Source organism: Alkalimarinus coralli, assembly GCF_023650515.1.
Classification (GTDB): domain Bacteria; phylum Pseudomonadota; class Gammaproteobacteria; order Pseudomonadales; family Oleiphilaceae; genus Alkalimarinus; species Alkalimarinus coralli.
Genome location: NZ_CP096016.1, coordinates 437,285 through 463,093 on the forward strand (window position 1 = coordinate 437,285; position 25,809 = coordinate 463,093).

Sequence of the window (25,809 nt, forward strand, 5' to 3'; positions counted from 1 at the left end):
CTAGTATTTCACCCAGATAGTTGCATTGGCCGGTATGCTTTGCAGAAGCTCCACATCGTCCGTCGCTTCTATTTGTTTGAGCGTCACAGGATTACTTGAATATGCCTGATTGCCGGACCAGACGATATAGGCGCTGTCAAACACCGACAAATCACTGATGCTCTCTTCTATCGTATACTCATTCCAACCGGGTGTGTGAGCAGGAACAACCCATAATGCGGGCGCTGGCTTTTCGCTGCTGCCGTGTTCCGTTTTGCCTTTAAACGTCCACTCACTTTTTATCGTGCTTTCATCGTCTGCAGTGCAGTTTTGTATTGTTGGTAGATAGTATTTTTTGAACGGCGTGTTGGGGATTTTGCTTCTGAACGAAAACTGATAGAGGTGCGTGTCGGACTCTAATACATCTTCTGCCGCTTTGTTCCAGGTAAGTGTTCTTACATCCTCTGTGTAGGTCTTGCCGTAAAGTTCAAAAGGCTCGTCCAGCACTTCCTTGTGAGTCACGGCTTTGCCGAATGTACTGTCGATAGGGCGTGTTAGCTTGAACGAGGTGGGAAGATTGACTTCAACCATATTGGTATCAAACCCTTCGCATCCATGTGGTACGTTAAGTGTGATAAGCTGGCTCGAATTGGCAGTTGCAGCGCCTGTTGCGACGGACACATGTGCCGACGCCGTGCCGGATGAAATGATACTTAAGGCGAGGGTGGTCAGAGTTAGTTTTTTCAATTCGTTTCTCCATATATAACGATTATATTGACTGACTGGGGCAGGTTAGCAAATAAAAAGCCTTTTGCCGTGTGACAAACTGTCGCTGTATGATCTTGATATTTATAATAATGTGCTTGAAATGATCGTGCCTGACTGGTTAGATTGCTCTCACGGATGAATTAAACGGATGATGACAGTGAAAAAGAAAATTGCAGTGGTAGGAAGTGGAATAGCAGGCTTGAGTGCCGCGTGGTTACTCGGTCGTCAGCATGAGGTGACACTGTTTGAACGCCATGAAAATCCGGGGATGGGGGCGTTTAATCTCACCTACAAAGAGGGAGATTTTGAAGAACGGATTGATGTACCACTCAGGGCGTTTAATACTTGTTACTATCAAAACCTTGTTGCGTTTTATAAAGCGATGGGGGTTGAAATACAGCGTACTGACCACTCGGCTGCATACTCATCCAACGATAACAGAAGTGTTTATTTTGGCTATCGCTATGTTGAATTCGGTAAGCGGGCATTCCCGGTTTTTGCTGGCCTGAGCAAGATAAATCCCAAATCGGTTCGCATTGCGCGAGACACCGGCCGATTCCTGTTGTTTGCCAAGCGAGACCGTCGTAAAGGGCTGACTGATGGGTTAACCATTGAACACTACCTTCGCGCCAATCAGTACTCTAGTGTGTTTATTGAAGAGGTGATATTTCCTTCATTTGCAGCAATCTGTACCTGTTCATATGCGGCGGTGAAACAGTACCCGGCTGAAATCATTATCGACTTTCTAGCCAGTGGTATGCTCTTTAACGGCATATGGCGAGCCAAGCGCGGAGCGGAAGACGCAATTCACAAGATGCTCGAGAATTGCCATACGCTGCACTGTAATGCGGAAGTAGAGTCTATTAGCAAGCACAATGGCAAGGTTAAAATAAGCGAGAGAAACGGTAATGAGCATGAGTTTGATCATGTCGTCATTGCCGTTCAAGCGAATCAGGCGGTGAAAATGATTTCGGCCGATGAGTCTGCGGCGGGCAAGTTACTTAAGAAAATACCCTATGAGCGCAGTGAGGTGGTGGTACATGGTGACACCGACCTTATACCGCGTGCAGAGCGCGATAGAGCGCCCGTTAACTTCCTGTTGGAATCTCATCAGGATAAACCGATGGCCAGTATCTGGCTAAACAAAATTTACCCATCACTCGAAAACAGATCACCACTGTTTCAGACCTGGAACCCGTTGCGAGAACCAGAGGAAGGGACGGTATTGGGCCGCTCTCATTTTGAGCGTCCAACCGTCAATCTTGAAAGCCTGGCAGCCATCAAGTCACTGAATCAACTTCAGAAACAGAATAACCGCCAGGTCTGGTATTGCGGGTCTTATGCCATGCCGGGAATACCGCTGCTTGAGAGCGCAGTGCAATCTGCGATGGGAATAGCACAGCAGTTGGATGTTGAGATTCCCTGGCCTGTTAACTGATCGGCTCTTGTTATCGTTTTACGATACTGGATTTTTGCGGTACTCGTTTTTTCTGGTACTAATTTTTTCTGGTACTAGCTTTTTGTAATGCTCGTTTTTGCAATACTAAGGGTTCCAACAGGCCTGGCTAGTTCTGCCGGGCATGCTCTGCTTATGGCAAACTCTTCAGCCAAAGAGGTAATGTTATCGGGGGCAAGCGTGTTGGTTATGGAGAACTGCTGAGCGGTTTCAGTGCCATATGTAGCTGCTTTGATAGGATTGCCTGAAGTCAATAGTGACTCTTCTTTGAGTTGCTCCAGAATGGCATCCGCAACGGCCAGTGCGGATGATGCTTTCACTATTTCCGCTCTTGCGTATCGGCTCCCGGCAAAGGATACGTCGGCCGCCCTCAGTGTCGGATCATCACCGGGGATTTGTTGAGCGCCAAACATCGGGTTGCCGCCAACAGTGGCGCTGCCAAATGCTGGAATGAATTGAGCAACATGGTCTATGGCTTTGTCGGTGCGTCGTTCTATCTCGTTTTGATACCAGCGATCCGTTAACTTGCGATTAAACAGGCTGTTTAGTTTAGGCTGAGCGCTGCTGCTGGACGATGAAACCAGCCCCTGTTTGAAGAGGGTAATCTCCTCAGTCATACCATGAAGTTGAAAATAACCGCCAGGGTAAGGCGTCAACTGGGCCATGCCATCGGGGGTGCCTCGCTCACCGTGGAATATCACTTCTGGCCACTGTCCGTGGCACTCTGGCCAATGTGCAATATAGGCGGCTTTGAACTCAACCAGTCGGTCTCTTTTAAATCCCGACATATCGTCCAGCGTCCCTGTTCGGTAACCACATGCATTAATCAGGTAGTCAACGTGAACCGAATCAGCTGCCTGTCCGCGGGATTGATATGATATCTCCCACCCCTGACTGTTTGTCCGGGGTTGAATATCAATAACCTTGGTACTGGTTAATACCCTGCAGTTGGCAAGTTTTTCAAAGGCCAGCGTGACTGTAGAGGCAATACGGAAAATACTTAACCCGTACTCCTGAACAATAATCAGAGGGAGTTTGAATTCATCCAGGTTCAGGTTTTTTGCCACTGGAATCATCCAGTCATCCAATGTCGTGACGGCATCGGGTATTTCTTTCTCTGTTAGCGCTTCCAGTGCAGCCCGGTCATATAGCTTAAAGTACTCACTGGGTGACCCCAGTACTTTTTTCGATGGTTGTTGTTCAACCAGTGACGCATATTCGTGTTGCAGTTTTTTAAGCCTGGGAAGCAGGGCATCAGGCGAACCCTTGTCACGTTTGGGAATAGCGATAACGGTGGGGCGTATATTGGCCGTATGGGGGTAAACCTGAAGCGTATCGATTGATTGATGAAGCAGAGTAATACACTGTTGATCCGAAATTTCCCGGTAGAGATTTCCGCCCGCATGGAGGTGGCAAATAGGTGGCCCATTCACCAGTGTTTTACCCTCTTCGAACAGTACAATTTCAAGGCCGAGTTCGGCCAGTCGAAGCGCGACTGTTGAGCCCGCCATACCGCCCCCGACAACACCAATACGCAGGGAAGGGGACGAAGGAGGTTGTTGAGAATCACATTCGATCATAGTTTGTCGTTACTGCTCTTTGAATCATTGTAATCGAGTGTGACTCATCTTTTTAAGTAGTGTAAGGGGAAGCGATTTTACTCTGTTAAGGACTATTTTTGAAAGGGTTTATAGTGGACTATAGAATCGGGCGCGGGGCGCCCTCGTACAAAGACCTTGGCAAAATAAGAGACTACAAAGGTAGGAGGGTGCCCTGCGCCCGATCAAATAAATTTTCAGCCGCCGGGCTGAATGTAAAAGGTTCGCTAATCCGAGCCTGATAAGTGTTAATATCCTCCCTTTAAGTGATATGCAGAAATGTAATGCTTAGGGAAGCTCTGGTTAATTCCTTTCAGCGGTTAAAATGACGAACTGCAAACTAATAGAGGCGTGGAAGGCTCCTGCATATAATCTACTTGCTGACACTGGTGCGCATGGCGCACCCTATAGAATCGGGCGCAGGGCGCCCTCGTACAAAGACCTTGGCAAAATAAGAGATTACGAAGGTAGGAGGGTGCCCTGCGCCCGATCAAATAAATTTTCAGCCGTCGGGCTGAATGTAAAAGGTTAGCTAATGTGGGTCTGATAAGTGTTAATATCCTCTCTTTCAGTCATCTGCAGGAAAGCAGTGCCAGGTAAATCGGTAAAGTACAGGTCAATCAAAATAATATGGCGTTTACACTTCGCAACTATCAGCGAGATGCCGTTAAAGCAACGGTAGAGCATTTTCGCAGCAGTGACGAATCCGCAGTTATCGTGCTGCCAACCGGCGCGGGTAAAAGTCTGGTGATTGCTGAATTGGCGCGACTGGCAAAACGCAAGATTCTGGTTCTGGCGCATGTCAAAGAGTTGGTCGAACAGAACCATGCAAAGTATGAGAGCTACGGCCTTAAGGCGAGTATTTTCTCTGCTGGCTTGAAACAAAAAAGTACGTCGCAACAAGTCACCTTTGCCAGTATCCAGTCGGTTGCCAGAAATCTCGACGCCTTCTCGGAGGCTTATTCTCTGGTGATTATCGATGAGTGCCACCGTGTCAGCGGCAATGTTGATCACGAAAGTATCGTTGATCAAGAAAGTGCCGTTGATCAAGAGGGTAAAGTTGATAACGAAAGCCAATATCTTCAACTTATTCGCCAACTTAAACAGCACAATAAGAACCTGAAAGTGCTCGGGTTGACAGCTACCCCTTACCGCATGGGGATAGGGTGGATCTATCGATATCACTATCATGGGTATTGTCGAGCAGACGAGCCAAGGCCATTTGCTCACTGTATTTATGAGCTGCCGCTAAATTATATGGTTAAAAACGGCTTTTTAACCCCGCCCAAGGTTGTTGATGCTGCGATTACCCACTACGATTTTTCAAGCCTGAAAAGCGATGCGGCGGGTCGGTACAATGAGCGAGAGGTGAACGAACTGCTCTCTCGTTACCCCCGAGTAACACAGGGGATCATCGAACAGGTTGAGTGGCTGGCAAACAAAGAGCCCAAGCGGCGCGGCGTGATGATTTTTGCAGCGAGTGTGCAACACGCTGTAGAAATTACCGGGTATTTGGATGCCACAAAAACGGCATTGATTACTGGCAAGACACCAAATCAGGAGCGCAATGAGCTGATATCAAAATTTAAATCCGGTCAGCTGACGTTTCTGGTCAACGTGTCGGTATTGACGACCGGGTTTGATGCCCCACACGTAGATTTGATTGCCATATTGCGTCCTACAGAGTCGGTAAGTCTCTACCAACAAATTGTTGGTCGGGGTTTGCGGTTATCGGAAGGGAAGAAAGATTGTCTGGTAATCGATTACGCTGGCAATGGGTTTGATCTATTTTATCCCGAGGTGGGCGCCCCTAAACCCTCATCGGAGAGTGTTCCTGTCATGGTTCATTGCCCTCGCTGTGACTTTGCCAATACATTCTGGGGACTAACCGATGATAGCGGTCATATCATCGAGCATTATGGGCGCAAGTGCTGGGGAGTTGAGGTTGACCCGCAGGGTGAGAAAATTCCCTGTGACTATCGGTTTCGCTTTAAAGAGTGTCGTCACTGCGGCGCGGAAAATGATATTGCAGCGCGAGATTGCCAACGCTGCCATGAAGCGCTAATAGACCCGGATGACCAGCTAAAGGCGGCTCTTCAACTTAAGGATGCGCTGGTGATACGCTGTGCTGGCGTCACCTTTGAAGAGAGTAACGGCAGGCTAAAAATTATCTATCATGACGAGCAAGGGGACGAGCTGAGTGAATCGTTTGATCTTTCCCATAAAGGACAGCAGCATGTTTTTAATCAGCTGTTCGGACGCCGATTTAAACAAGGCGCAGAGCCCCGGAAATTCACTAGAATTGATCAGGTAATGAGCGCTTCAGAATCATTCGCTGCGCCAGACTATGTAATAGCAAGAAAAGTTTCCAGCAAAGGTGCAGGGCAGATATGGCGGGTTCAAGAACGCATATTCGACTATCAGGGCGCATATAGAAAGGCTAACCAGCTTTAGACTGGTAGAGACCTAGGCAAAGCGATGTTGCCTACCAATACGGCGTTATTGAAGTTTGTTTTTTTCCCGCGTAGAATTTTTCCAATCTGTTCACTACTATGGCCGGGATATTAGATGCTAAGCTTTCTTCCTAATTGGTTCAGAGGTCTGTTGGCGTTTACACTAATTGTCGCAAACACCTTTTTTTGGCTTCCTTTCCTTTTATTCGGAACATTCCTCAAGCTTGCGCTTCCAGTTAAGGCTATTCGAAAATTAATGACCCTCCTGCTTATTGAGATCGCCAATGCCTGGGTCGCATTCAATAGTGCAATTCTGTCACTCACGCAAAAGATAAACTGGCACGTCACCGGGGTAAAAGGCCTGAAGAAAAACGACTGGTATTTTGTAAATTGTAACCACCAGTCATGGACCGATATTCCGGTGGTTCAAAAGGTGCTGAATAGAAAGATCCCGATGCTCAAGTTTTTCCTCAAGCAGGAACTGATCTGGGTGCCTATTATGGGGGTATGCTGGTGGGCGCTGGATTTTCCATTTATGAAGCGATACTCCCGCGAATATTTGAAAAAACACCCCGAAATGAAGGGGAAGGATCTGGAAACAACCCGTATCGCATGTGAAAAATTCAAGACCACCCCCGTAGCTGTGTTTAATTTTCTGGAAGGTACCCGGTTTACGCCAGCAAAACACGCAAAGCAGCAGTCACCATACATTAACCTGCTCAATCCAAAGTTTGGCGGTGCTGCATTTGTAATGGGAAGCATGGGCGAGCAGATGCATACCATGCTGGATATCACGATCTATTACCCGGAAGGCCCTCAGGGGATTTGGGGGTTGTTAACCGGCAAAGTAAAAAATATTGTTGTTGATGTGAAAGAGGTACCTATACCTGAGACTCTGAGAGGCAAAGACTACTCGCAAGACCCTGTGTTTAAGGCCGAGTTTCAGGCCTGGATTACCGGTATCTGGCAAAATAAAGATCAACTTATTGAACATTTCAAAGCCAGTGAAGTTTCATCACTTGGTAACAGCATGACTCAGCACTTGAACCAATCGTAACCGTACTCATCGAACGCTCTGTCTTTTGCTGGCTGTGCATGGTTCGTGCAGTCAGCTTGCATAATCCTGACGTTATAAATACTGGACTACCTTGAAAGCAAACCGTGGCTCGAACCTGAAAGCAAATAAATCTCAAGGCAAAGGATCGTTACACCCGAGAAACATTCACCGCGGGCGCTACGACCTTGAGAGGCTTTGCCAAGCCTGCCCGGAGCTGAAGGCCCATATCAAGCCCAACCCGAAAGGCGATAACACCATTGATTTCAGCGATCAAAAAGCGGTGCTGTCGCTCAATAGGGCCTTGCTTGCTTATTACTATAAAGTCACCCACTGGCAAATTCCTGATGGCTATCTTTGTCCTCCCATTCCTGGCAGGGCTGATTATATCCACTATGTGGCAGACTTGTTAGAACAGTCTGCGCCGCTTCACCATATAGACACCACGAAGGGGGACCGGCCAAAAAATGGCGTAGTTTCTGGCAAAACTATCGCACAGTCCGGCAAAACTGGCGTATCGTCCGGAAAAGGTATAAAGGTACTGGATATTGGTACCGGGGCTAACTGCATTTATCCGATTATTGGTAGCCAGTCTTATGGCTGGCACTTTACGGCGACAGATATCGACCCTGTTTCAGTAGCTGCAGCGACATGTATTGTTGAATCGAACCGCTGTTTAAAAGACAAGGTTACGGTGAAATTGCAGAAAGACCCTCAGTCAATTTTTAAAGGGATTATTACCGCAAATGACCGATTCGCCCTGACACTCTGCAATCCGCCTTTTCACTCATCCATGGCAGACGCGACAGCGGGCAGCCGACGCAAATGGAAGAACCTGAATAAAACATCAAAGAATGACGCGCAAAATAGCACAGAACCAGCGCTTAACTTTGGTGGCCAAAAGGCAGAGCTTTGGTGCAAAGGGGGAGAAATAGCGTTTTTAACCCGCATGGTTAAAGAGAGTGTTGGTTATGGTCATCAGGTCGGTTGGTTTACGAGCCTGGTATCAAAGAGGGAGAATGTTAAGCCATTAAAGGCAATGCTGCGTAAGTCAGGTGCTAAGCAGGTTAAGGTGGTGGAAATGGCTCAGGGACAAAAGATCAGTCGTCTGATCGCGTGGACTTTTCACGTTTGATGTAACTTTAAAAGGGGGCGGGAACTAAATTTATGCAGCACCTCACCTTAAGCTGTTTCTTAGCCGCTCATATATCCAAATCATGATTTTGGTCACAATTTCTTGTGGTCTCTCTTCACATATACCGTTTATAACAAAAATCCTTCCTATTTTGATAATGACTATCTGAGTCAAAAACAGCCAAATATCCCCCAAGTTCCTCCAAGGCCTAACTTGTTGCTCCACAGGACGGCGCACAGATCTTATTCTATGAAAGTTGGTCAGATAAGTTGTAGTTTCTGTGGAGGGCTTTTTGGAATGTCTAATAATTTTGATAACAGAGCACACAGGATGAAAGGATGAAAACAACAAACTTTAAACTTAACCCCTTGCGGGTAGCAGTAATGGGCGCCGCATTAATGGCTGCTAATAACGTGGCAATGGCTGCACCCGTCACCAAAGCTCTAGACTTTGTATGTCCATTTCCTTTGATCGGTGATCAAACGATTACCGCTAACATAACTGCAGACTACCCAGAGCAACTTGTTTTGGACGCAAGTGGTGCTGCTACGTTAGGTGAGGTTTTTATAGATACGGTCAATATAATCCCTGAAAAAGGTCGTTTAGGTTTGAGTATCGTTGATGCAACAACCATCACCGGTACAGCGACAAGCTTGAACACTTTTAGAACGGTTGTAGGCGACATTACCAATAACGCTGATCTTGTGATCCCTCCTACGACTATACCAACTGATGAGGCTGGCTCGTTTGAAGTGCCTGCTTCTGGCACAGCTCCAGCGCAAGCATTTGATTCATCTCACGCGGGTGTTGTAACGTTGACAGTTGATGATCTTGTTATGGATCTGAAAAACCTAAAAGAAAATGGCCAGGTTGCTCCGGCTCCTGTTGGTGAGTTTGTGGCTGATTGTGCGCTTGCACCAGGTCAGGACAATACACTGGTTACGTTTGAGGTCGTTGGTGGTGTCGTTATTCCAGAAATTCCTGCTGATATCGAAGTCGACCAGACATCAGTGGACTTCGGAACTATTCAATTGGGTCAGCAGACTAGCAAAACAATCATCATCACCAATGCCGGTGAAATGGATCTAGAAATTAGTCGAGTTGATATTGCAGGTGCAGATGCTTCTGTTTTCTCTCAGAATAACCAGTGTTCTGTTATTCCAGGTAAGTCAACCTGTGCTGTTACTGTGACGTACAACGCGTCAGAAGAAGGTCCTCAGAATGCGGTATTAACTATCGAGTCAAACGACGAGGTAGACCCAGCTGTAGACATTCAGCTTAGCGGATCAGGTGAAATCGAAGTATTCCCTGAGATTGATGTCGTTCAGTCTGTTGACTTTGGCACTATTGCAGCAGGCAATAGTAAAACTGAAGTTGTTACTGTTAATAATACCGGTGGAGCAGCACTCACGATTTCTAACGTAGCGGTTTCGGGCGAAGGCTTTACCGGCGTTAATAATTGTTCAACGGTTGCGGCTGGTGCTAGCTGTTCTGTTGATGTCACCTATTCAGCAAGTATAGGTCAGGGTACAGGCGCCGTTACAATTTTGTCTGATGATGCAGACGAAGCAGAAACCGTTGTAACCTTGACCGGTTTCGGTGAAGAAGTAATTGTTGACCCATGTATTGCAGACCCTGATAGCTGTACTCCACCACCTCCAGGCCCTGGTGTAGAGCTAAACTACAATGTAAACGGTTCATCTTATATTGCAGCCAATCACGGCACTATTCCTTTAAGCGGCGTCATTACCAATGATTTTGATCTGGCATCTGGCACGTTTGTTGGTAACCTGCTACTTGATTCAACTCAGGGGAGCTTTGAAATTATCCAAGGCTGGAGTCGCTATTTGGCGACCGCTCAAGTTGAGTTTGAGCCAGTGGGTGAAACAGTAGGCACGTTGATTGACGGTAAGTTAACGGCGGTATCTACGGCTTATGTTAAGCTACCCAAAGTGACAAAAACGATGTTTGGGTGGATTAACTGGAAAATTGGCGGTGGAGAAAATTGTCGTACCAAAGAACCCGTTACATTTACGGTCAATTCACTTGAAGGAGAGGATTTCAATCCATTGCTGGGTGGCAAGGTTACAGGTACTTATGACATGCCTGAACTTGAAAATTGCGGGGCGCTAACGAGTATTCTAAGCCTTAAAATGAAAGGTTCAGGAAATACAATCGAGTTAGATATGAGTCCTATCCTCGACTAATGCTTTCTCCTTAGTTGGCTTGTCAGGCCAATATTGCTTGATTTTTTAAGCGCTTTCCTTTGCGGGAAAGTGCTTTTTTTCGTTTTAAGTGGCCTATATCCTTCCAAGGGTAAGCGTGATACCTGTTACACACGGGTTGTGTGAGTTAAGGTGTTTAGCAGATATTATGAAGTAGCTCACAATCTGAATTAATCCTCATCACGGTTACCGCTTTTAACAAAATCCTTTCCTTTTTTAACAATGATTAATTTGTGCAAAAAAAGCCTAATGACTACGCGATAGCTTTACGGGCACGGTTGCTTTTCCGCTCGTTAAGCGAGACGACTCAAATCAAAAATAAAATAATCTTCAATGACGGAGAAAAATATGAAAGGCCTGAAGAAAATAGCGTTAATAGCTGCGATAACTGCAGCGTCAACAGCTCATGCTGACTTGGTTTCGCTAGATGATACAGAAATGGGGAATACCACCGGCCAGGCGGGTTTGACCATAGATATCCACTCAGCAGAAATAAAAATGGGCGCTGTTGACTATAAAGATGGCGGTTTTATATCTATTAAAGATATAACCCTGACAGGTGGAACCGGTGCTTTTGGTGGTACGGGAGACGGCATCTTAAATGATATCCAGATTATGGTGGATGTTGTGGGTGATGGTTCCGATCTCGGCCGAAACAACATGGGGGAGACTCTCATTGACTTGGCATCTCAAGTCGTTGTTGGTGGTGGTCAGGTAAGTGGTAACTACACGGCTCCCGTGCTCTCAGATGGCGACCTGCTGATATCAGTAAGTGCTACTGACTTTACTAATCTGCTCAATCAAGTGGATTACAGCTTGGAAATAGGTTCAGTGGGGCTTGGTAAATCTACTGAAGAGATAGGTAACGTGAGCACAGGGACTGTGTTGGTTTCTGATTTTAAAATCTCAGGTTACTTTGGGCCAACTGAGATTTTCATTGATAGTGATGGTGGTGGCATGAATATTTCGACTTACTTCAATGCTGAAGGTTCTTTGAAAGTTCCTTTTATGGGGGTTGAAACCAAAATTGCCATTCATAACAGTCGTGGTGCCGACAAAGTTTGGTTGGCTGTGGATGATAAGGGGCACTCAATGGCCCACGCACAGCTTAATATAAACAAAGGAACTAGCGCACAAGGCGTTGCAGGGTTAGCTATTGATTTGCAAAACTTTGAAGCCGATATCGATTTTGAAGATATTACAATTGGTGGTGCTGCTATAGGTAGCGTCTACATGACCGATATTAAAATGACAGGTTCGGCACTGGTCTACGGACACTAGCCACTGCTTTATTTCAAGAGTTAATGGCAAAAAGCTTCCATAGGAGGCTTTTTGCTTTATAGACATTTACTTAAGTATTCAAACATTTCTGATGAAACTAGATCAAAAATCAATATTAAAATGGTTGTCTTTACTTGGTTTTCTTCTGATGGAAAGCCTTTCGGGCATGGTTTTAGCTGAGGGGGGGGAATCTCAGGCAACGCAAGATAAGCCCGCGTTTGAAGAGCAAGAGGCTCGAACAAACCTAAAGTACCTTCTTGGCAATGTTTTACAGAAATCAAAGGGATTACAAGATACTTACGGGGATTTTTCCCCCTATGGTGCCGCGCTCTTCAAGAATGGAACTGTTAAATATGTCTGGTACGCGAAACCAGGTGAGGTTGCGAAGAACTCCGATAAAATCATACCGCTTATTTGGCAAACGCTTAATGCTCAAGTCAATACACGCCAGATTGCAGGCGTTGCTGTGGTTTATAAGTTTAAAAAGGCGAGCAGCAACCAAATGTATTTGGGGGTAGAGTTGGAGTATCAAACGGGATTTGCCGAATCTTTTGCGGCTGAAATATTAAATGGCTCAGATAATAAGCTCGAATGGGGAGGGGTTAACACCGCTAAAGCAGAGCCAAAGCTGTTTACCTTGAAAGAAAGTGATGAGCTGACGGACTCACTTTAGTTGCTATAAAGTGAAACAGTAATACACATTTACCACTAACTCTTCTGCTTATTGCCTTAAGCTTGTATTTACATGGCGCTTAAGGCCAATATCCTGTAAGCTGCACGCCCGCCTATCTGGCAGTTTTATCCTCCGCAGTAACACGAGATATATCTATGAGTTTTGATTCCCTGGGCCTTTCTGCTCCTATTCTTAAAGCCATATCCGAACAAGGCTATGACAAACCTTCGCCCATTCAGGCACAAGCGATTCCGGCGGTCATTGAAGGTAAGGATGTAATGGCGGCAGCTCAAACCGGGACGGGTAAAACAGCGGGGTTTACCTTACCACTGCTACAACGGCTTTCTGATGGCGAACGTGCTCAAAACAATCAAGTCAGAGCACTGGTTTTAACCCCGACACGAGAGTTGGCGGCCCAGGTGGGAGAGAGCGTTGCAACCTATGGTAAAAACCTGCCTTTGCGATCTGCGGTTGTTTTTGGTGGTGTTAAGATCAACCCGCAAATGATGAAATTGCGTAAAGGGGTTGATGTGTTGGTTGCCACCCCTGGACGACTGCTTGATCTATATAGCCAGAACGCCATTAAGTTCAAACAACTTGAAGTGCTGGTACTCGATGAAGCTGACCGAATGCTGGATATGGGCTTTATTCACGATATTAAAAAGATCCTCGCTCTGTTACCCAAAAATCGACAAAACCTGCTGTTTTCAGCAACCTTTTCTGACGATATTCGGAAGCTGGCTAAAGGGCTGGTGAACAATCCGGTTGAGATCTCGGTTTCCCCCCCTAATACCACGGTTAAAGCGGTTGAACAGTGGGTGTACCCTGCCGATAAGTCAAAAAAGTCAGCGATGCTTATTAAGCTGGTACAGGAAAACAAATGGCAACAGGTGTTGGTCTTTAGCAAGACCAAGCACGGTGCCAACCGGTTAACCAAACAGCTGGAAAGCAAAGGTATTACCGCGGCGGCTATTCACGGCAATAAAGGTCAGGGCGCGCGCACTAGAGCGCTGGCTGACTTTAAGAGCGGTGCAGTGAGAGTGTTAGTGGCGACTGATATCGCAGCCAGAGGCTTGGATATCGACCAGTTACCACAGGTGGTTAACTTTGACTTGCCGAATGTACCCGAGGATTACGTGCACCGTATTGGCCGTACGGGTCGTGCGGGGGCTAGTGGGCAGGCGGTCTCATTGGTGTGCGCTGAAGAGCTTAAGTTATTGTCTGATATTGAACGGCTAATTGGCGAGCTGTTGCCCCGCAAAGAGATTGAAGGTTTTAAACCCGTTGAACCACTGCGCGAAACGAAGCTGAATACACGTCCGCCAAAAACCAAGAAGCCAAAGAAACCTAAAAAGCCCAGAGTAGAACACAAAGACGGGCAGCGGTCTGGTGAAAATGCCCGTGGGCATAACCCTCGACCGAAGAAATAAGCAGCACCCATATTGTGAGTAGTTAGTGTCAGTAGTCGTCAGTGTCTATATTAATAAGCGTCAATTTTAGTAGTGAATATTGGTTTTAGTAGTGAGTATCTATGCGTCTCGATAAATTTTTATGCACCTGCACCGGGTTAACACGCATTCAAGCTAAACGAGTTATCGGTAAAGGCCATGTTAAAGTGGATGGGGTTGTTGAGAAAGACCAGAAGGTAAAGATCAATGACAGCCATGAAGTGGTATATGACGGGCGACGGCTGCGTTTCTCCGGCCCTCGTTATATTATGCTGAATAAACCTGACGGCGCAGTATGCACTTCACTGGATGATGATTACCGCTCGATATTTGATCTGTTTGATATTGAGCGAGTCGAAGATTTAATGATTGCCGGGCGCCTCGATGTTGACACCACTGGCCTGGTACTTATTACCGATGATGGCAAGTGGTCGCACCAGATTACGTCCCCTAAAAAACATTGCCGCAAACGCTATTATGCCGTTTTGGCAGAGCCGGTTACGGACGATGTGGCTCAACAATTCTCTGAAGGTGTTATGCTGAAAGGGGAAAAACAGCCAACACTCCCCGCCGAGCTGGAAATTCTATCGCCAAAAGAAGTGCTATTAACCATACACGAAGGTAAATATCATCAGGTAAAGCGCATGTTTGGTGCGGTTAATAACCGGGTTGTTGAGTTGCATCGAGAGCAAGTTGGGGAGATTCTCTTGGATGAAGAACTAGCGCCGGGTGAGTGGCGATATTTAACCCAGCAGGAAGTTGACTCGGTGAACCACTCGTAGCTGGTCTCTACTGCATTCAGCTACAACTATTTTTCAGGTGATCATTTTTCAGATAAGCACCTTTTCAGGCTGTCTGTTTCAGACCGTCTGTTCTTATAATTCGATTAAAGGCTCTTTTTGTCGCTAAGTCCAAAACAAAAATACCAGTTGCTGGTTAACAATGGTGCCGTATCGGAAGATATGGCGCAACGGGAGGTGTTGGATGCGCTTAACGTTTTGTATGAGCAGCTTTGCTCTGCTGATAAGCGCGTAGTCTCTCCTAGAGGTTTATATCTGTGGGGGAAAGTGGGACGGGCGAAACCGGAGAACGAAAGGTTGTGTTGTCATCAACGGATGATGCGGCGAGAAGGTTTATCGCGCTGGTTGATGAGTTTTATGAGCGCAAAGTGAAGCTCTTTGTGACCTGTTCAGTGCCACTAGCGCAGCTTTACTTAGGCGGTGCGTTAAGCTTTGAGTTCGAAAGGGTGCTTAGCCGACTCACCGAAATGGCATCCGAAGAATATCATGGTATGCCGCATGCTCCTTCTTCCTGAATTGTCCTGCTGATTCGGCCTGACGAGTTTGCTTACTGGCCGCTATCATCCTACAGTTAATGAGTTACTTATTGTTCTGATACCAAAGCCTATCTTATGATCTTGCATTGGACTAAACCCATTGTTGCCGTGTTGCTGGTTCTGTTTTTATCAGCCATGATGTTTATGATTTTGGGCTCGCTGAGTCTGCGATACCAGACCGATGCCAGACCGGTTGCTCAGGCTGGAAGCTTTAACTTAACTGAGTTTGACCTTACCGAACAGGCGGTATCACTGGATGGCGAGTGGAATTTCTTTCCCGGGGAGTATTTGTCAGCTTTCCAGGTTAATGAACGCTTGATGTCTGAAAATACTCACGTAATAGAGCTGCCGCATTCTTGGGATATGAGTGAGTTTCAAACGGTTCAGGATAGCGCTCACGGTTTTGGAACCTTCCATCTGAAAATCACTATTGGTGACGTTGCTAATCCCCTTGCGATAAGGTTACCTACGATAGGAACGGCCTATTCGCTATTTGTAAATGAAACACACTTAACCACTGTGGGTTTGCCGGGTACGAATTCGTCTAATACTAAACCTGCCTATCAACCTAAAGTTATCAGTTTTTCGCCACCTGCCAAGACATTTGATCTGACCTTGCGAGTGGCAAACTTTAGTTATAACTGGGGTGGGGTTTGGTATTCAATAGGGTTAGGTTCCCCTGAAGTCATCTATGATGAACAGCAGCACTCTTTGCTGCTCAGCGTATTTTTATCGGGTTTTCTATTCGCCGTTGCTGCGTTTAATTTGATTTTATGTCTACTGCGCAGGAAAGAGGTTTTACCTCTTTTGGTGGCAATGATATGCACCGCATTAGGTGTTAGAGAACTGATACTAAACGATATTATTCTACTTCATGTTTTTCCTGCCCTAACATTCAGCCAGATTATCATTGTTGATTACCTAACCTTCTATTTGAGTGTGCCGTTGTTTGCGCTATTCATTCGATCAAGTTTCCCGGAGCAGTTTAGTCACACTGTAATGATCGCGATGGGTGGTGTATCAGCCATTTATATTGGGATATTGCTTGTTGCCTCTGTTGACCTCTCTTCCAGACTGATTTTTAGTTTTCAAATCTATAGCATTTTTATCGTCATGGTCTATCTGTTCTACGTGTTAGGTCTGGCTATGCGTCAACGAAAACAGGGGGCGATCGCGCTATTTATCGGAACCAGTGCGCTGGCTATTACCGCAGTCAATGACATTGCTTATGCTCATGAAATCGGCACAGTAGGCTACCTTACAAGTTTTGGTGTGATGATTTACGTCTTGAGCCAGCTCTATGTAACGAATATGAGGCTGACAGAGGCGTTTAGCCTGTCTGAAAAACTAGGCGCTGATTTGGAGGCCAGCAATAAGGAGTTGGTCGACCTGACGGCTAAATTAGAGAGCACGGTATCTGAAAGAACCGCTGAATTAAGGGCTTCTAACCAGCAACTTGAAGCTATGGCGCACACTGATGCACTGACCGGGTTGGTCAATCGCTATGGTGCCGAAATGGTGATTAAACAGGAGCATGAGCGGTTCAAGCGCTCGGGAATCGGTTATTCGGTGGCGTTGATCGACCTGGATCATTTTAAATCAATTAATGATCGCTTTGGACATAGTACGGGTGATGAAGTTTTGGTTAAGGCTGCGCTATGTTTAAGTTCTTCCGTCAGGCATCAGGATATTGTTATTCGCTGGGGAGGAGAGGAGTTTGTAGTTATATTGCCCAACACAGCCCTAAAAGGCGCTATCGTCGTACTGGAAAATATCCGCCAGACGATAAAGTCTGTGGTTATTGTTAATGCAGAAGAGCCCTTTTCCATGACAGCTACCATAGGCGTTGCAGAAGTGGGTGAGGATGAAACGTTTAGTATGTGCTTAAGCAGAGCTGACTCGTTACTGTATCAAGGTAAGGCAAAAGGCCGTGATGTGGTTGTTTATTGAGCGGTGAGATATGTTTATTGATCGGTATTACAAGGTTATTATGTAGTGGTTTTTTGCTGTAAATGAGCCTTATTACCTTCTCAGCTGTTGTGACAAAGAGGCCCTTTCAACTCAGGTTAAATAATTAGGTTAACATCGCTGAGAAGCTTTTCGATACTCTGTCTGCTATCAAACACCAATAATACGACAATCTTTTCTTTCTCAATATCGACTCGATAAATAACTATATTGTGCTTATCTATTATCAACTGCCGATACCCTGCAACTCCCAAATCTATAAGACGATCACATATTGGCCCGATTAAAGGGTCACGGAGAAGCTTGCCTTCAATACCACTTCGGATCGCTATTTTTGTTTTATTTGCTAGTTTTTTTGAATGCTTTCTCGTTATAAAACTACAAAGCCTTCTCAGGGAGATCTTAAATACGGGACTAAAAATGAGTTGATATGACATAATAATTTAATCTATATCAAAAGCATCATTTATCGAGAGTTCTTTTGTTATGCTTTTCTCCGCTAGATTTACCAATTTAAGCAAAGCTATCGAATCCTGTTGATATTGATAATCTTCAAAACTCTGAACCACATATTTTGCTTTTCCATTTTGAGTAACTAACAAAGGTTCATCCACGTTAAGCTTGTTAGCATTCTCTTTTACGAAAGTAACTGTTTCGGTTTGCATTTACATACCTATATTCGGACTGAATAAAGTCTGATTGTAGCACGATGTTTTTTTTGTTACTAATAATGCGTCCAGAGTTGCCTACCAGTGCTGAACTCTCAATAGTTGCTTTGGGGAAGGGGTTGTCAGATAAAATCGAAAATCAATTCCAAGCCTGTCTGTTCAAGACTGAGTTACTACAGTTAGTACTACTACAGTTAATAGGGCCTTTTTAACAGCCCCTTTAACGAAGAAATTCCCTCTTCTCGTTGATCTTTTGTGGTATTGGCAAACCCCAACACCAGCCCCGTTTTTGTCGGTTTGTCATTAAAATATGATGAAAGTGCTGAGCTGCCGTAGCCCTGTTTTTGAAAATCCTGTTTTAGTGCCAGGTCGTCTACATCTGGAATCTCAACAGCCAGATGCATACCGGCACTTTGTGCGATGGGTTTTACATGCTGAGGTAACTGAGTGCCCAGCAGGTGGTTGAGGTGCAGCCACTTTTCCTGATACAGAAGCCGCATTCGGCGTAGGTGGCGGACAAAATGCCCCTCGCTAATAAAATCGGCAACAACGGCTTGTGTGAGCATCGGAGACTCGCCCCCCATATAGCTTTTAGCTTTGACAAAAACCTTAACTAGCGCTTCAGGCACCACGAGATAACCTAGCCTTAATGCGGGAAATAACGTTTTGCTAAAGCTGCCCATATAGATGACGGGCGTTTGTTCTGCCATCCCCTGTAGCGCCGCGATGGGTTTGTGGAAATAGTGAAACTCGCTGTCGTAGTCATCCTCTATTAACCAGATGTTATTCGCCGCTGCCCAGTCCAATAGCTTCAACCGTTGCGATGCGGGCAGAATGCCTCCTAAAGGGTACTGGTGGGTCGGGGTGATGTACATCAGTTTGGGGTGACATGACGCTATGTTTAAACGGCGTTGCAGGGCTGTAAGGTCTACTCCGTGCTCACCCATTGGGCAGGATATTAACTTAGCTCTACGTGCTAAAAATGCTTTTCTTGCCCCCATATAGCCCGGGTTTTCTACCAGAACTGAATCCCCTTCGTTTAATAGCAGTTGTGCACAGAGAGAGATCGCCTGCTGTGCACCCTGAGTAATGATGATCTGATCTGCTTTGCAGCGTACACCACGGGAGAGTGTTAAATACTCTGCAAGAGACTCCCGCAGTGGCCCATACCCCTGATTACCGTTATAGCCCAGTAAACTCACACGGCTCTGATGGGTTCTTTGTATTTGCAGCCAGGCTTTCTGAGGAAACGAGTTTATATCCGGTATGCCCGGCGTAAATGGCAGTATTTCGCCGTGTTCCATGAGTGGTGTTTTATTAAGGTCGCGGCCAAAGTCTGAGAGTTCTGGAAGTGCGCCTTTTGCATCCCAGCGAATGGCAGATGGGCCTGAAATATCACGTGGCAAGTCTGCCGATACATATACTCCTTTGCCTTGAACACTCTCCAGGAACCCCTCCGACTTTAGCTGCTCCAGCACAATCGTCACGGTATTGCGGCTAATGCCAAGCTCAGTGGACAGATGGCGAGAAGAGGGCAGGCGGGTACCCGGTGGCAATCGACCTTCGCATATCCACTGGGTTAGCTGGGATTGTAGCTGCTCCTGTAACGGACGGTCAGAGCTAAATTCAAAACTCGAAAACGAAGGGGCTTCCATCAACTGGCACCATGTATTATTAAAAACTGGATCTTTTAACGATACCAGTTGAGGCGCAAAATCACCATATCAAATCACGTAATGCAACCCATAGCAGGGGGGCTGACCAGCGGTTAGATTTTAAAGAGTAATAAATAGACAGCTTTAAAAACACAAGGAGGAAGAAATGACTGAACTTAACTGTACCGAACACAGCAGAGTGAAAAGAGTGGCCAAGCGCGCAAGCTATGACAAAGCAACGGTTTATCAGCTCATTGATGATTTAAAGCTGGGGCATATGGGGTTTGTGATTAATGGTCGCCCAGTAGTCATACCTATCACGGTATGGCGGGTTGAAGAGCATTTGTATTTCCATGTGGCGAATAAAAGCCGCTTGCAGCGACTGATAGAAAGTGGTGCAGAGTGCAGTATCTCATTTGCAGAGTACAACGAGTGGGTGATGTCCAAATCGGCCTTTCATCACAGCGCAAACTATCGCTCTGCGGTGCTCTATTGCACTGGGGTTAGAGTTGTGGATGACAAGGAGTTTGATCGGGCGTTCGAGGTGATTATCAATCAGCTGGAGCAAGGGCGTTGGGATCAGGTAAGGTCTCCCAACAAGTTAGAGCGCAAAGCAACCGCATTGATGAGGCTGACCATCAACGAAGGTTCGTTTAAGGCCCGCAAAGGTGGCCCTATCGAAGAACCAGAAGACTTATCGTTACCCGTTTGGAATGGCACCAAACCCGCTTGTCCATTTCATCTGTAGCCTTTAACTTAAGTTGATGGAATGGATATTTTCTATCGAGTACGGATAGAGGGGCTGCCGGTCACAGAAAGTACTTTTTTTCAGTTTGTTTAAACGTGGGCGTTATTAAATAGAAGGTAGGCGGGTAGCAACTGTGATTTACTTCATATTTTGGGCTCTTTTACCCGCTTACTTAATCAGTAACTAATGAGTGTTAACGCCTGTAATACCGTGTAAATTATAGGCTCCAAGTCATTTTGGTACGATTTATTAAAATTCACCCCCTTCTTTGGGGGGGTTAAGATTACCTAGTGCTCATTCTAACCTTCCCTCCAAGACAATAAATTATATTTGATTGCTTGGAATGGCTGATCTGTTGACCTGTTATTTGAACGACTAATCTGCCCTCAAGCGCTTTAATTGCCCTACCTTCAAAGCAGTTGTACTTATCTTACCTCAGGGCAAAGGAGTTATTATGCAGGATACTCTGACCTATGATGTGCCTTTAGTGTCTTCCAGGTACTTAGACCGCTTTTTGAGGTTCTTAAAAACTAAACGTATTTCTGAAGAGGTAGTTATCACTCACAACTCAGCTGCGAATGGCTTAATCAACAAAGCAGACAGTTATCTTTCAGTTAATCAGGTTATTCTGCTGCTGGAAAGTGCCCAGTGGTTACTTAACGATGAAAAAGCCCCCTTTGAATTCGGCCAGCAACTCGATATAGGTGCTCATGGGTTATTTGGATACATGTTATTAAGTCGAGAAAATTATCCTCAACTGATTGAGTCTGTTGTAAAGCACCTCCGGGTTTGTTTACCGTTGTTTGATATGGAGGTGTTGTACAGTGGCAGTGAGGTGGTGATACGTTTAAATGATAAGTGGGAACTTGGTGCCGCCAAGTCATTTATAGCCAAAGTATATATGGGAAGCATCTATACAATTGCGTCTACTATTTGTAAAGAAATACGTTTTGAATGTGATTTCAAAACGGGAAAAAATCAACACGAATGGGGGGCGTTGGCACCCAATACTGAGTGGGCGTTTAAAGCAAAGTATAATCAGGTTACTTTCCCTGATCTTAGACAACCTGTACACCGCAAAACTAAAAAAGATGATAAACGAAAAGTCGTATACTCCTTGGCTGAGAATAGGCATCGTGCCGAGTTACAAGGCATGTTTGATCGAGGCGAAGGCGCTGGTCATATAACGGCAAAGGTGAGGGACTATGTGTTAAAAACGCATGGACAGACAAACATTGAGCAATGTGCTGAGCGTTTGGGTATGAGTGCCCGTTATCTTCGCCAGCAATTAGCAAAAGAAAATGCATCGTTTAGGGAAATCAGCAACGAGATCAGGCAGAGCTATGCAGATCTTTATTTGCTTGATACGCCTATGCCTATTAGTGAAATCTCGAATAAGTTAGGGTTTGGTGATCAGGCCAGTTTTACCCGTGCATACCGAAACTGGACAGGAAAAACACCGGGCGAAGCACGTAAAACTTCAAAATAAAGCCTTTGCAAAGGCATGCGAAATAATCAATTAGAGCCTATTTGTTGGTAACTTTAGAAGTAGTTCACAAAGCCTATACAGATAATACTATTTTACAATTAAATGGTGTGATAATGATTATTCAGGGTACACGTGTTGCGTAAAAGTGCACTTGGTTATTGCGCACTTGGAACGATAAAATAATAACGAAATGTAAAAAGAAACATGCGCTACGAAATTCAAAGGAATGAGCTGCTCTGCCTGTTGGACAAAGGGCTTAATTACCCATTGACGCTTATCGTCGCGGCTCCAGGGTTTGGAAAAACGACCCTGTTAGGTCAGTGGCAGGTTCACTCCGCGGGCAATACCGTGATTAAATTGGATGCTTCCACTCGTGATGATAGCCCTCTTTCTATATTCAAAAAGATATTTAACGAACTAAAAAAAAGCACGCCTCTGTGGGATGCGCCTTTTTTTAACTTTTTCAAAACTGAGCAGCTGGTATCAACTGATGCGATGGTTGATATTTTGGTTCAGGCCTTCAATTTGGTCGATAATCGGTTGGTAATTATTATCGATGACTTCCATAACCTTAAAGACGCTTTTGTGTCGACTGTATTTTGCCAGCTGATCGCACACCTGCCGGGCCATGTTAGTTTAGTTTTGTCTAGTAGAATGCATCCAGAGTTTTCAGTGAGTCGATTGAAGCTGGCGGAACGAATTTTAGTTATTGACGGTAATGACCTTAAATTGACTAAACAAGACATCACCTACTTAAGTCTTGAAATTACAGGGAAGGAGTTGGAAGAGTCAAAAATCTTAACATTGTACACGCAGACTGAAGGTTGGATCGTGGGGGTAAAGCTTGCCCTGTTGGCCTATGTTAGATCTGGTGAATCCGCATTAAACTCATTTAGTGGGAATCAGCCAGAGCTATTAAATTACTTTGGCTTTGAGGTGCTTAAGCATTTAACTGAAGATGCACGAAAATTTGTACTAAGTAGCGCCTTATTTGAGCACTTTGATGTAGAACTTTGTCGTCAGGTTTTTGGACCAGAGAGTGCCATCATACTTGAAAGACTGGCGGCTCAAGAACTCTTTATCGTCCCCGTCAATGATGTTCACGGGGCGTTTCGTTATCACTCGTTATTACAAGAATTCCTTCAGAGCCGGTTGTTGGTTGAAGAAGGTGCCAGTTATGTAAATTATATTCACCGGTGTGCAGCGGAGTATTTTTTAACCAAACACTTACTATCTCAGGCGATTAGACATGCATCATTGTGTGGTGACGAGGATTACTATAACTCTGTTTTAGCCACGTCATGCAATGAATGGATTAAATCAGGGGAATTTGAGTCTGTTTTTAGCTCATTGTCGGGTATTTCAGATGAGATAACGAGGAAGAAATCATCGCTGTCTATTCCACTCATATATGCCTGCATATTTTCCCGGCGATTCAATCAAGCAAGATACTATCTTGAAATATTGCAACATGGTGATGTCGCTGATCAGGCTAGCGTAAAGTTCCTCGAATCTGTATTAGCGCTTTTTCAGCGAGACGCTGAAGTATTTGATGACGCAAGGGCCAAGTACTTCACTAGAACTCATGAAAATACTGACATGCGCGCAGTTTCAATGGTTATTATCGCCTATATTTTTTTATACAAGGGGCAACTCGAACCGGCGTTAATTGCTGCAAACGACGCAAAAGAGTACTTATCTAAAGCGGGTTATACGTTTCTTGAGAGTTATGCAGACCTGGTGGTTATATTATGTGATCGCTACATGGGGCGAGGCGTAGAAGCGGCCCAGTATATGACTGAGTTATATAGTCATCTGGATGAGCAGCACAAAACACCCGTGTGGGTTAACTTGGCAACTGGCATGATGGTTGTGTATTACGAGCAGAACCAGCTTGAGTCAGCAGTCGATCTATGCCAAAAGCTGTTACCAGTCGTGAGCTTTTCCTGTGCAACCGAAGTAGTTTCTACCGTGTATTTGAGCTACTCCCGACTGTTACATATACAAGGTGAAAAACAGAAGGCTTTTAAATTACTCGACCAACTGGATCGAATTCTCGTGTTTGGGCGTTATGATCGATTTCAGAGCCAAATAGTGCAAGAGCTTATGCGACAGGCTGTGGTAGAGCAGTCAGTGTCTTCGGCAGATGGCATAGCACAAAAATATGACCTGTCGTTATGGATAGAGCAAGAAGCCTGGCGAGATGAAGCATACTACCAAGAAAGTAGAGAGCGTTATGGTTTAGCGTCAGTCTATTGGTTAACAGCAAAAGGTCGATATGATAGAGCCAGTGATATATTAACCAAACTGATAGCGACACTTGATAAGCAAGGGATTAAGACCCGTGCGCTTATAGCGCATTGTAATTTGCTGGTTGTGAATTACCATCAGGGTAATCGGGATATTGTGATTAACCAGCTTAAGAAATTACTCGAGCGATATGGGCTGGCCTGCTTTTCGCGGACTGTGTTCGATGAGTCACCAGGGCTTGATAGTGTTTTTAAACATGCTCTCAGTCGAAACCGGATTGAACTTCCGGTTGTTTTTCGTGAGTTGTTTGAGGATCAGTTGAAAGAAACCGAAACCACTCATCAGCCGTCGCTTAACCCAAATATAGTACTGACAGAAAAAGAGCTGGAAATTTTTGAGTTACTAGCCGCTGGCCTGTCGAACACGGACATCAGTAAGCAGACAGGCATTGCGTTATCGACCACAAAATGGCACTTAAAGAATATCTATGCAAAGTTAGGGGTTTCAAACCGCAGCGGGGCAATGATGTTGGCGCATCAGCGGTAGCGTTTTTGCACAGCGGGTTGGCTCTGTCTAAGCATTGAAGGTTGTTTATCAATAATTTTCAATGCTGCTCCTAAAGCAGCAAGCCAAGCTGGTTAAGCAACTTTATGCGAATGCTTAGTTACAAGCAGAACGAAAGGCGCCAGGGGTCATACCCACCCACTTTTTAAATGTTCTGGTAAAGTGGCTCTGGTTACTGAAGCCAGAGTCCAGGGCAACCTGTGCCAGTGGTTGCTGGCCGCTGAGCGCCTGTTTGGATTTTTCGATTCGAATGTGTGTCACGTAATCACTGGGGGTAAACCCGGTGGACTCTTTGAACATCCTTAAAAAATGGTAGTCGCTTAGACCTGCTATTTCAGCCAGCTCACTAAGGTGAAGCGCGCGATTGGAGTGTTGCTGAATATACTCTTTTACGCGCCGGGCAATAACCGGGCTTAAGCCGCCTGTTAGCTTTACGGGGTGGTTGAGGCAATAACGTCTATCTGACAGCAGGTGTTCAAAAATGAGTTGAATAATCTGTTCCTGGCCTAGAGAGTCTGAGTGGTCTCGAACCCGTGACTCTGGCATGAGAAACAACTGCTTCACGAGGGCAACCAGGGCAGTATCATCATGAAATGTCAACTCGGGCACGACTACGGTTCTAGGGTCTATGTCCAATGTTGCTGCCGCAAACTGCTTGATAGACTCATCTGAAAAGTACAAATGAGCAAAACCGATGGGGGCGCTAATTTCCCATTTTGACTGGTTATGCTGGGGCAAAATGCACAAACTGCCCGCATGACCGGTGCCTCTATCTTCATCTATACGACGAGAGCCTTCTCCGCCTTGCAGATAAAAGCTCAGTGTATGAACGTGGTCTGCGTTGTACGTTACTCGATCTACCGCGTTTGACCAATGCGCTGTTTTAAAGTGCTTGTTAATCCTGTGTTCGGCAAGTAACAAGGCATTGGACTTGTTTAGAGTATCGAAAACGGATTCTGGAATTAGCATCTGTTGTCCTCCTCTTGGCAAATCTCTTGTTGGGCGTTGGCATGCGGTAAACAGACTCCATTAGATTAACCGTTGTTTGCATCGGGCTCAAT

General features: G+C 45.5%; 18 protein-coding genes and 1 pseudogene. 14 read left to right on the top strand and 5 right to left on the bottom strand.

The genetic code is table 11. From position 1 onward, the window contains the following. A complete protein-coding gene (locus tag MY523_RS01885; RefSeq protein ID WP_250657119.1) occupies nucleotides 1–726 on the bottom strand; it encodes a YcnI family copper-binding membrane protein in 726 nt (241 codons plus the stop codon). 169 nt (nucleotides 727–895) lie between these two features. Here MY523_RS01885 and MY523_RS01890 point away from each other — a divergent pair, with 169 nt between their 5' ends. Next, nucleotides 896–2,185 (top strand): FAD-dependent oxidoreductase, encoded by a 1,290-nt coding sequence (locus MY523_RS01890; RefSeq protein ID WP_250657120.1) that lies wholly within the window; start codon nucleotides 896–898, stop codon nucleotides 2,183–2,185. 74 nt (nucleotides 2,186–2,259) lie between these two features. On the opposite strand, the gene MY523_RS01895 is transcribed toward MY523_RS01890, so the two are convergent. Beyond that, nucleotides 2,260–3,783 carry an FAD-dependent oxidoreductase gene (locus MY523_RS01895; RefSeq protein WP_250657121.1) on the bottom strand — a complete coding sequence of 508 codons (1,524 nt, stop codon included), beginning with the start codon at nucleotides 3,781–3,783 and terminating at the stop codon, nucleotides 2,260–2,262. Between the two features lie 648 nt (nucleotides 3,784–4,431). Between MY523_RS01895 and radD the strand changes: the two genes are divergently transcribed. The 10 genes and pseudogenes from radD (at nucleotide 4,432) to MY523_RS01945 (ending at nucleotide 17,356) form a co-directional block, all read left to right on the top strand. Beyond that, the gene (gene radD, locus MY523_RS01900; RefSeq protein WP_250657122.1) at nucleotides 4,432–6,255 is read left to right on the top strand and encodes a DNA repair helicase RadD; all 1,824 of its coding nucleotides are present in this window, start codon (nucleotides 4,432–4,434) and stop codon (nucleotides 6,253–6,255) included. Between the two features lie 114 nt (nucleotides 6,256–6,369). Continuing rightward, the gene (gene yihG / locus MY523_RS01905) at nucleotides 6,370–7,311 is read left to right on the top strand and encodes a 1-acylglycerol-3-phosphate O-acyltransferase, YihG family (protein WP_250657123.1); all 942 of its coding nucleotides are present in this window, start codon (nucleotides 6,370–6,372) and stop codon (nucleotides 7,309–7,311) included. 91 nt (nucleotides 7,312–7,402) lie between these two features. After that, on the top strand, nucleotides 7,403–8,443 hold the full coding sequence (gene rlmF / locus MY523_RS01910) for a 23S rRNA (adenine(1618)-N(6))-methyltransferase RlmF (protein WP_250657124.1): 1,041 nt from the start codon (nucleotides 7,403–7,405) through the stop codon (nucleotides 8,441–8,443). A 338-nt stretch (nucleotides 8,444–8,781) separates the two neighbouring features. Then, nucleotides 8,782–10,650, top strand: coding sequence for a choice-of-anchor D domain-containing protein (locus tag MY523_RS01915; RefSeq protein ID WP_250657125.1), 1,869 nt, complete (start codon nucleotides 8,782–8,784; stop codon nucleotides 10,648–10,650). Nucleotides 10,651–11,016: 366 nt separating this feature from the next. Beyond that, nucleotides 11,017–11,949 (top strand): DUF6160 family protein, encoded by a 933-nt coding sequence (locus tag MY523_RS01920; RefSeq protein WP_250657126.1) that lies wholly within the window; start codon nucleotides 11,017–11,019, stop codon nucleotides 11,947–11,949. Nucleotides 11,950–12,040: 91 nt separating this feature from the next. Continuing rightward, complete coding sequence (locus MY523_RS01925; RefSeq protein WP_250657127.1) at nucleotides 12,041–12,622, top strand: hypothetical protein; 582 nt, start codon at nucleotides 12,041–12,043, stop codon at nucleotides 12,620–12,622. 155 nt (nucleotides 12,623–12,777) lie between these two features. After that, nucleotides 12,778–14,052 carry a DEAD/DEAH box helicase gene (locus MY523_RS01930; protein ID WP_250657128.1) on the top strand — a complete coding sequence of 425 codons (1,275 nt, stop codon included), beginning with the start codon at nucleotides 12,778–12,780 and terminating at the stop codon, nucleotides 14,050–14,052. A gap of 101 nt (nucleotides 14,053–14,153) precedes the next feature. Continuing rightward, a complete protein-coding gene (gene rsuA, locus MY523_RS01935; RefSeq protein WP_250657129.1) occupies nucleotides 14,154–14,852 on the top strand; it encodes a 16S rRNA pseudouridine(516) synthase RsuA in 699 nt (232 codons plus the stop codon). 332 nt (nucleotides 14,853–15,184) lie between these two features. Continuing rightward, a pseudogene (gene zapE, locus MY523_RS01940) lies at nucleotides 15,185–15,385 on the top strand (AFG1/ZapE family ATPase); the annotation flags it as partial. Between the two features lie 96 nt (nucleotides 15,386–15,481). Continuing rightward, entirely contained in the window at nucleotides 15,482–17,356 is a 1,875-nt protein-coding gene (locus tag MY523_RS01945; protein WP_250657130.1) for a sensor domain-containing diguanylate cyclase, read from the top strand. 461 nt (nucleotides 17,357–17,817) lie between these two features. Here the strand turns inward: MY523_RS01945 and MY523_RS01950 are convergent, their stop codons facing one another. Next, a complete protein-coding gene (locus MY523_RS01950; RefSeq protein ID WP_250657131.1) occupies nucleotides 17,818–18,039 on the bottom strand; it encodes a type II toxin-antitoxin system Phd/YefM family antitoxin in 222 nt (73 codons plus the stop codon). 197 nt (nucleotides 18,040–18,236) lie between these two features. Continuing rightward, nucleotides 18,237–19,697 (bottom strand): MocR-like pyridoxine biosynthesis transcription factor PdxR, encoded by a 1,461-nt coding sequence (gene pdxR, locus MY523_RS01955; RefSeq protein ID WP_250657132.1) that lies wholly within the window; start codon nucleotides 19,695–19,697, stop codon nucleotides 18,237–18,239. A gap of 166 nt (nucleotides 19,698–19,863) precedes the next feature. Between pdxR and MY523_RS01960 the strand changes: the two genes are divergently transcribed. The 3 genes from MY523_RS01960 (at nucleotide 19,864) to MY523_RS01970 (ending at nucleotide 24,730) form a co-directional block, all read left to right on the top strand. After that, complete coding sequence (locus tag MY523_RS01960) at nucleotides 19,864–20,445, top strand: pyridoxamine 5'-phosphate oxidase family protein (RefSeq protein ID WP_250657133.1); 582 nt, start codon at nucleotides 19,864–19,866, stop codon at nucleotides 20,443–20,445. A 454-nt stretch (nucleotides 20,446–20,899) separates the two neighbouring features. After that, a complete protein-coding gene (locus MY523_RS01965) occupies nucleotides 20,900–21,934 on the top strand; it encodes an AraC family transcriptional regulator (RefSeq protein WP_250657134.1) in 1,035 nt (344 codons plus the stop codon). Between the two features lie 204 nt (nucleotides 21,935–22,138). Further along, nucleotides 22,139–24,730, top strand: coding sequence for a winged helix-turn-helix domain-containing protein (locus tag MY523_RS01970; protein ID WP_250657135.1), 2,592 nt, complete (start codon nucleotides 22,139–22,141; stop codon nucleotides 24,728–24,730). A gap of 114 nt (nucleotides 24,731–24,844) precedes the next feature. On the opposite strand, the gene MY523_RS01975 is transcribed toward MY523_RS01970, so the two are convergent. Beyond that, nucleotides 24,845–25,717, bottom strand: coding sequence for a helix-turn-helix transcriptional regulator (locus MY523_RS01975; RefSeq protein ID WP_250657136.1), 873 nt, complete (start codon nucleotides 25,715–25,717; stop codon nucleotides 24,845–24,847). Nucleotides 25,718–25,809: the final 92 nt, after the last annotated feature.

Excerpts from the sequence above, each read along its gene's own strand:
- MY523_RS01970 (WP_250657135.1), top strand. The coding sequence starts at position 22,139 with ATGCGCTACGAAATTCAAAGGAATGAGCTGCTCTGCCTGTTGGACAAA.
- MY523_RS01950 (WP_250657131.1), bottom strand. The coding sequence starts at position 18,039 with ATGCAAACCGAAACAGTTACTTTCGTAAAAGAGAATGCTAACAAGCTT.
- MY523_RS01925 (WP_250657127.1), top strand. The coding sequence starts at position 12,041 with ATGAAACTAGATCAAAAATCAATATTAAAATGGTTGTCTTTACTTGGT.
- MY523_RS01895 (WP_250657121.1), bottom strand. The coding sequence starts at position 3,783 with ATGATCGAATGTGATTCTCAACAACCTCCTTCGTCCCCTTCCCTGCGT.
- MY523_RS01930 (WP_250657128.1), top strand. The coding sequence starts at position 12,778 with ATGAGTTTTGATTCCCTGGGCCTTTCTGCTCCTATTCTTAAAGCCATA.
- MY523_RS01915 (WP_250657125.1), top strand. The coding sequence starts at position 8,782 with ATGAAAACAACAAACTTTAAACTTAACCCCTTGCGGGTAGCAGTAATG.
- pdxR (WP_250657132.1), bottom strand. The coding sequence starts at position 19,697 with ATGGAAGCCCCTTCGTTTTCGAGTTTTGAATTTAGCTCTGACCGTCCG.
- MY523_RS01965 (WP_250657134.1), top strand. The coding sequence starts at position 20,900 with ATGCAGGATACTCTGACCTATGATGTGCCTTTAGTGTCTTCCAGGTAC.
- MY523_RS01920 (WP_250657126.1), top strand. The coding sequence starts at position 11,017 with ATGAAAGGCCTGAAGAAAATAGCGTTAATAGCTGCGATAACTGCAGCG.
- rsuA (WP_250657129.1), top strand. The coding sequence starts at position 14,154 with ATGCGTCTCGATAAATTTTTATGCACCTGCACCGGGTTAACACGCATT.
- MY523_RS01890 (WP_250657120.1), top strand. The coding sequence starts at position 896 with ATGATGACAGTGAAAAAGAAAATTGCAGTGGTAGGAAGTGGAATAGCA.
- MY523_RS01945 (WP_250657130.1), top strand. The coding sequence starts at position 15,482 with ATGATCTTGCATTGGACTAAACCCATTGTTGCCGTGTTGCTGGTTCTG.
- MY523_RS01975 (WP_250657136.1), bottom strand. The coding sequence starts at position 25,717 with ATGCTAATTCCAGAATCCGTTTTCGATACTCTAAACAAGTCCAATGCC.
- radD (WP_250657122.1), top strand. The coding sequence starts at position 4,432 with ATGGCGTTTACACTTCGCAACTATCAGCGAGATGCCGTTAAAGCAACG.
- yihG (WP_250657123.1), top strand. The coding sequence starts at position 6,370 with ATGCTAAGCTTTCTTCCTAATTGGTTCAGAGGTCTGTTGGCGTTTACA.
- MY523_RS01960 (WP_250657133.1), top strand. The coding sequence starts at position 19,864 with ATGACTGAACTTAACTGTACCGAACACAGCAGAGTGAAAAGAGTGGCC.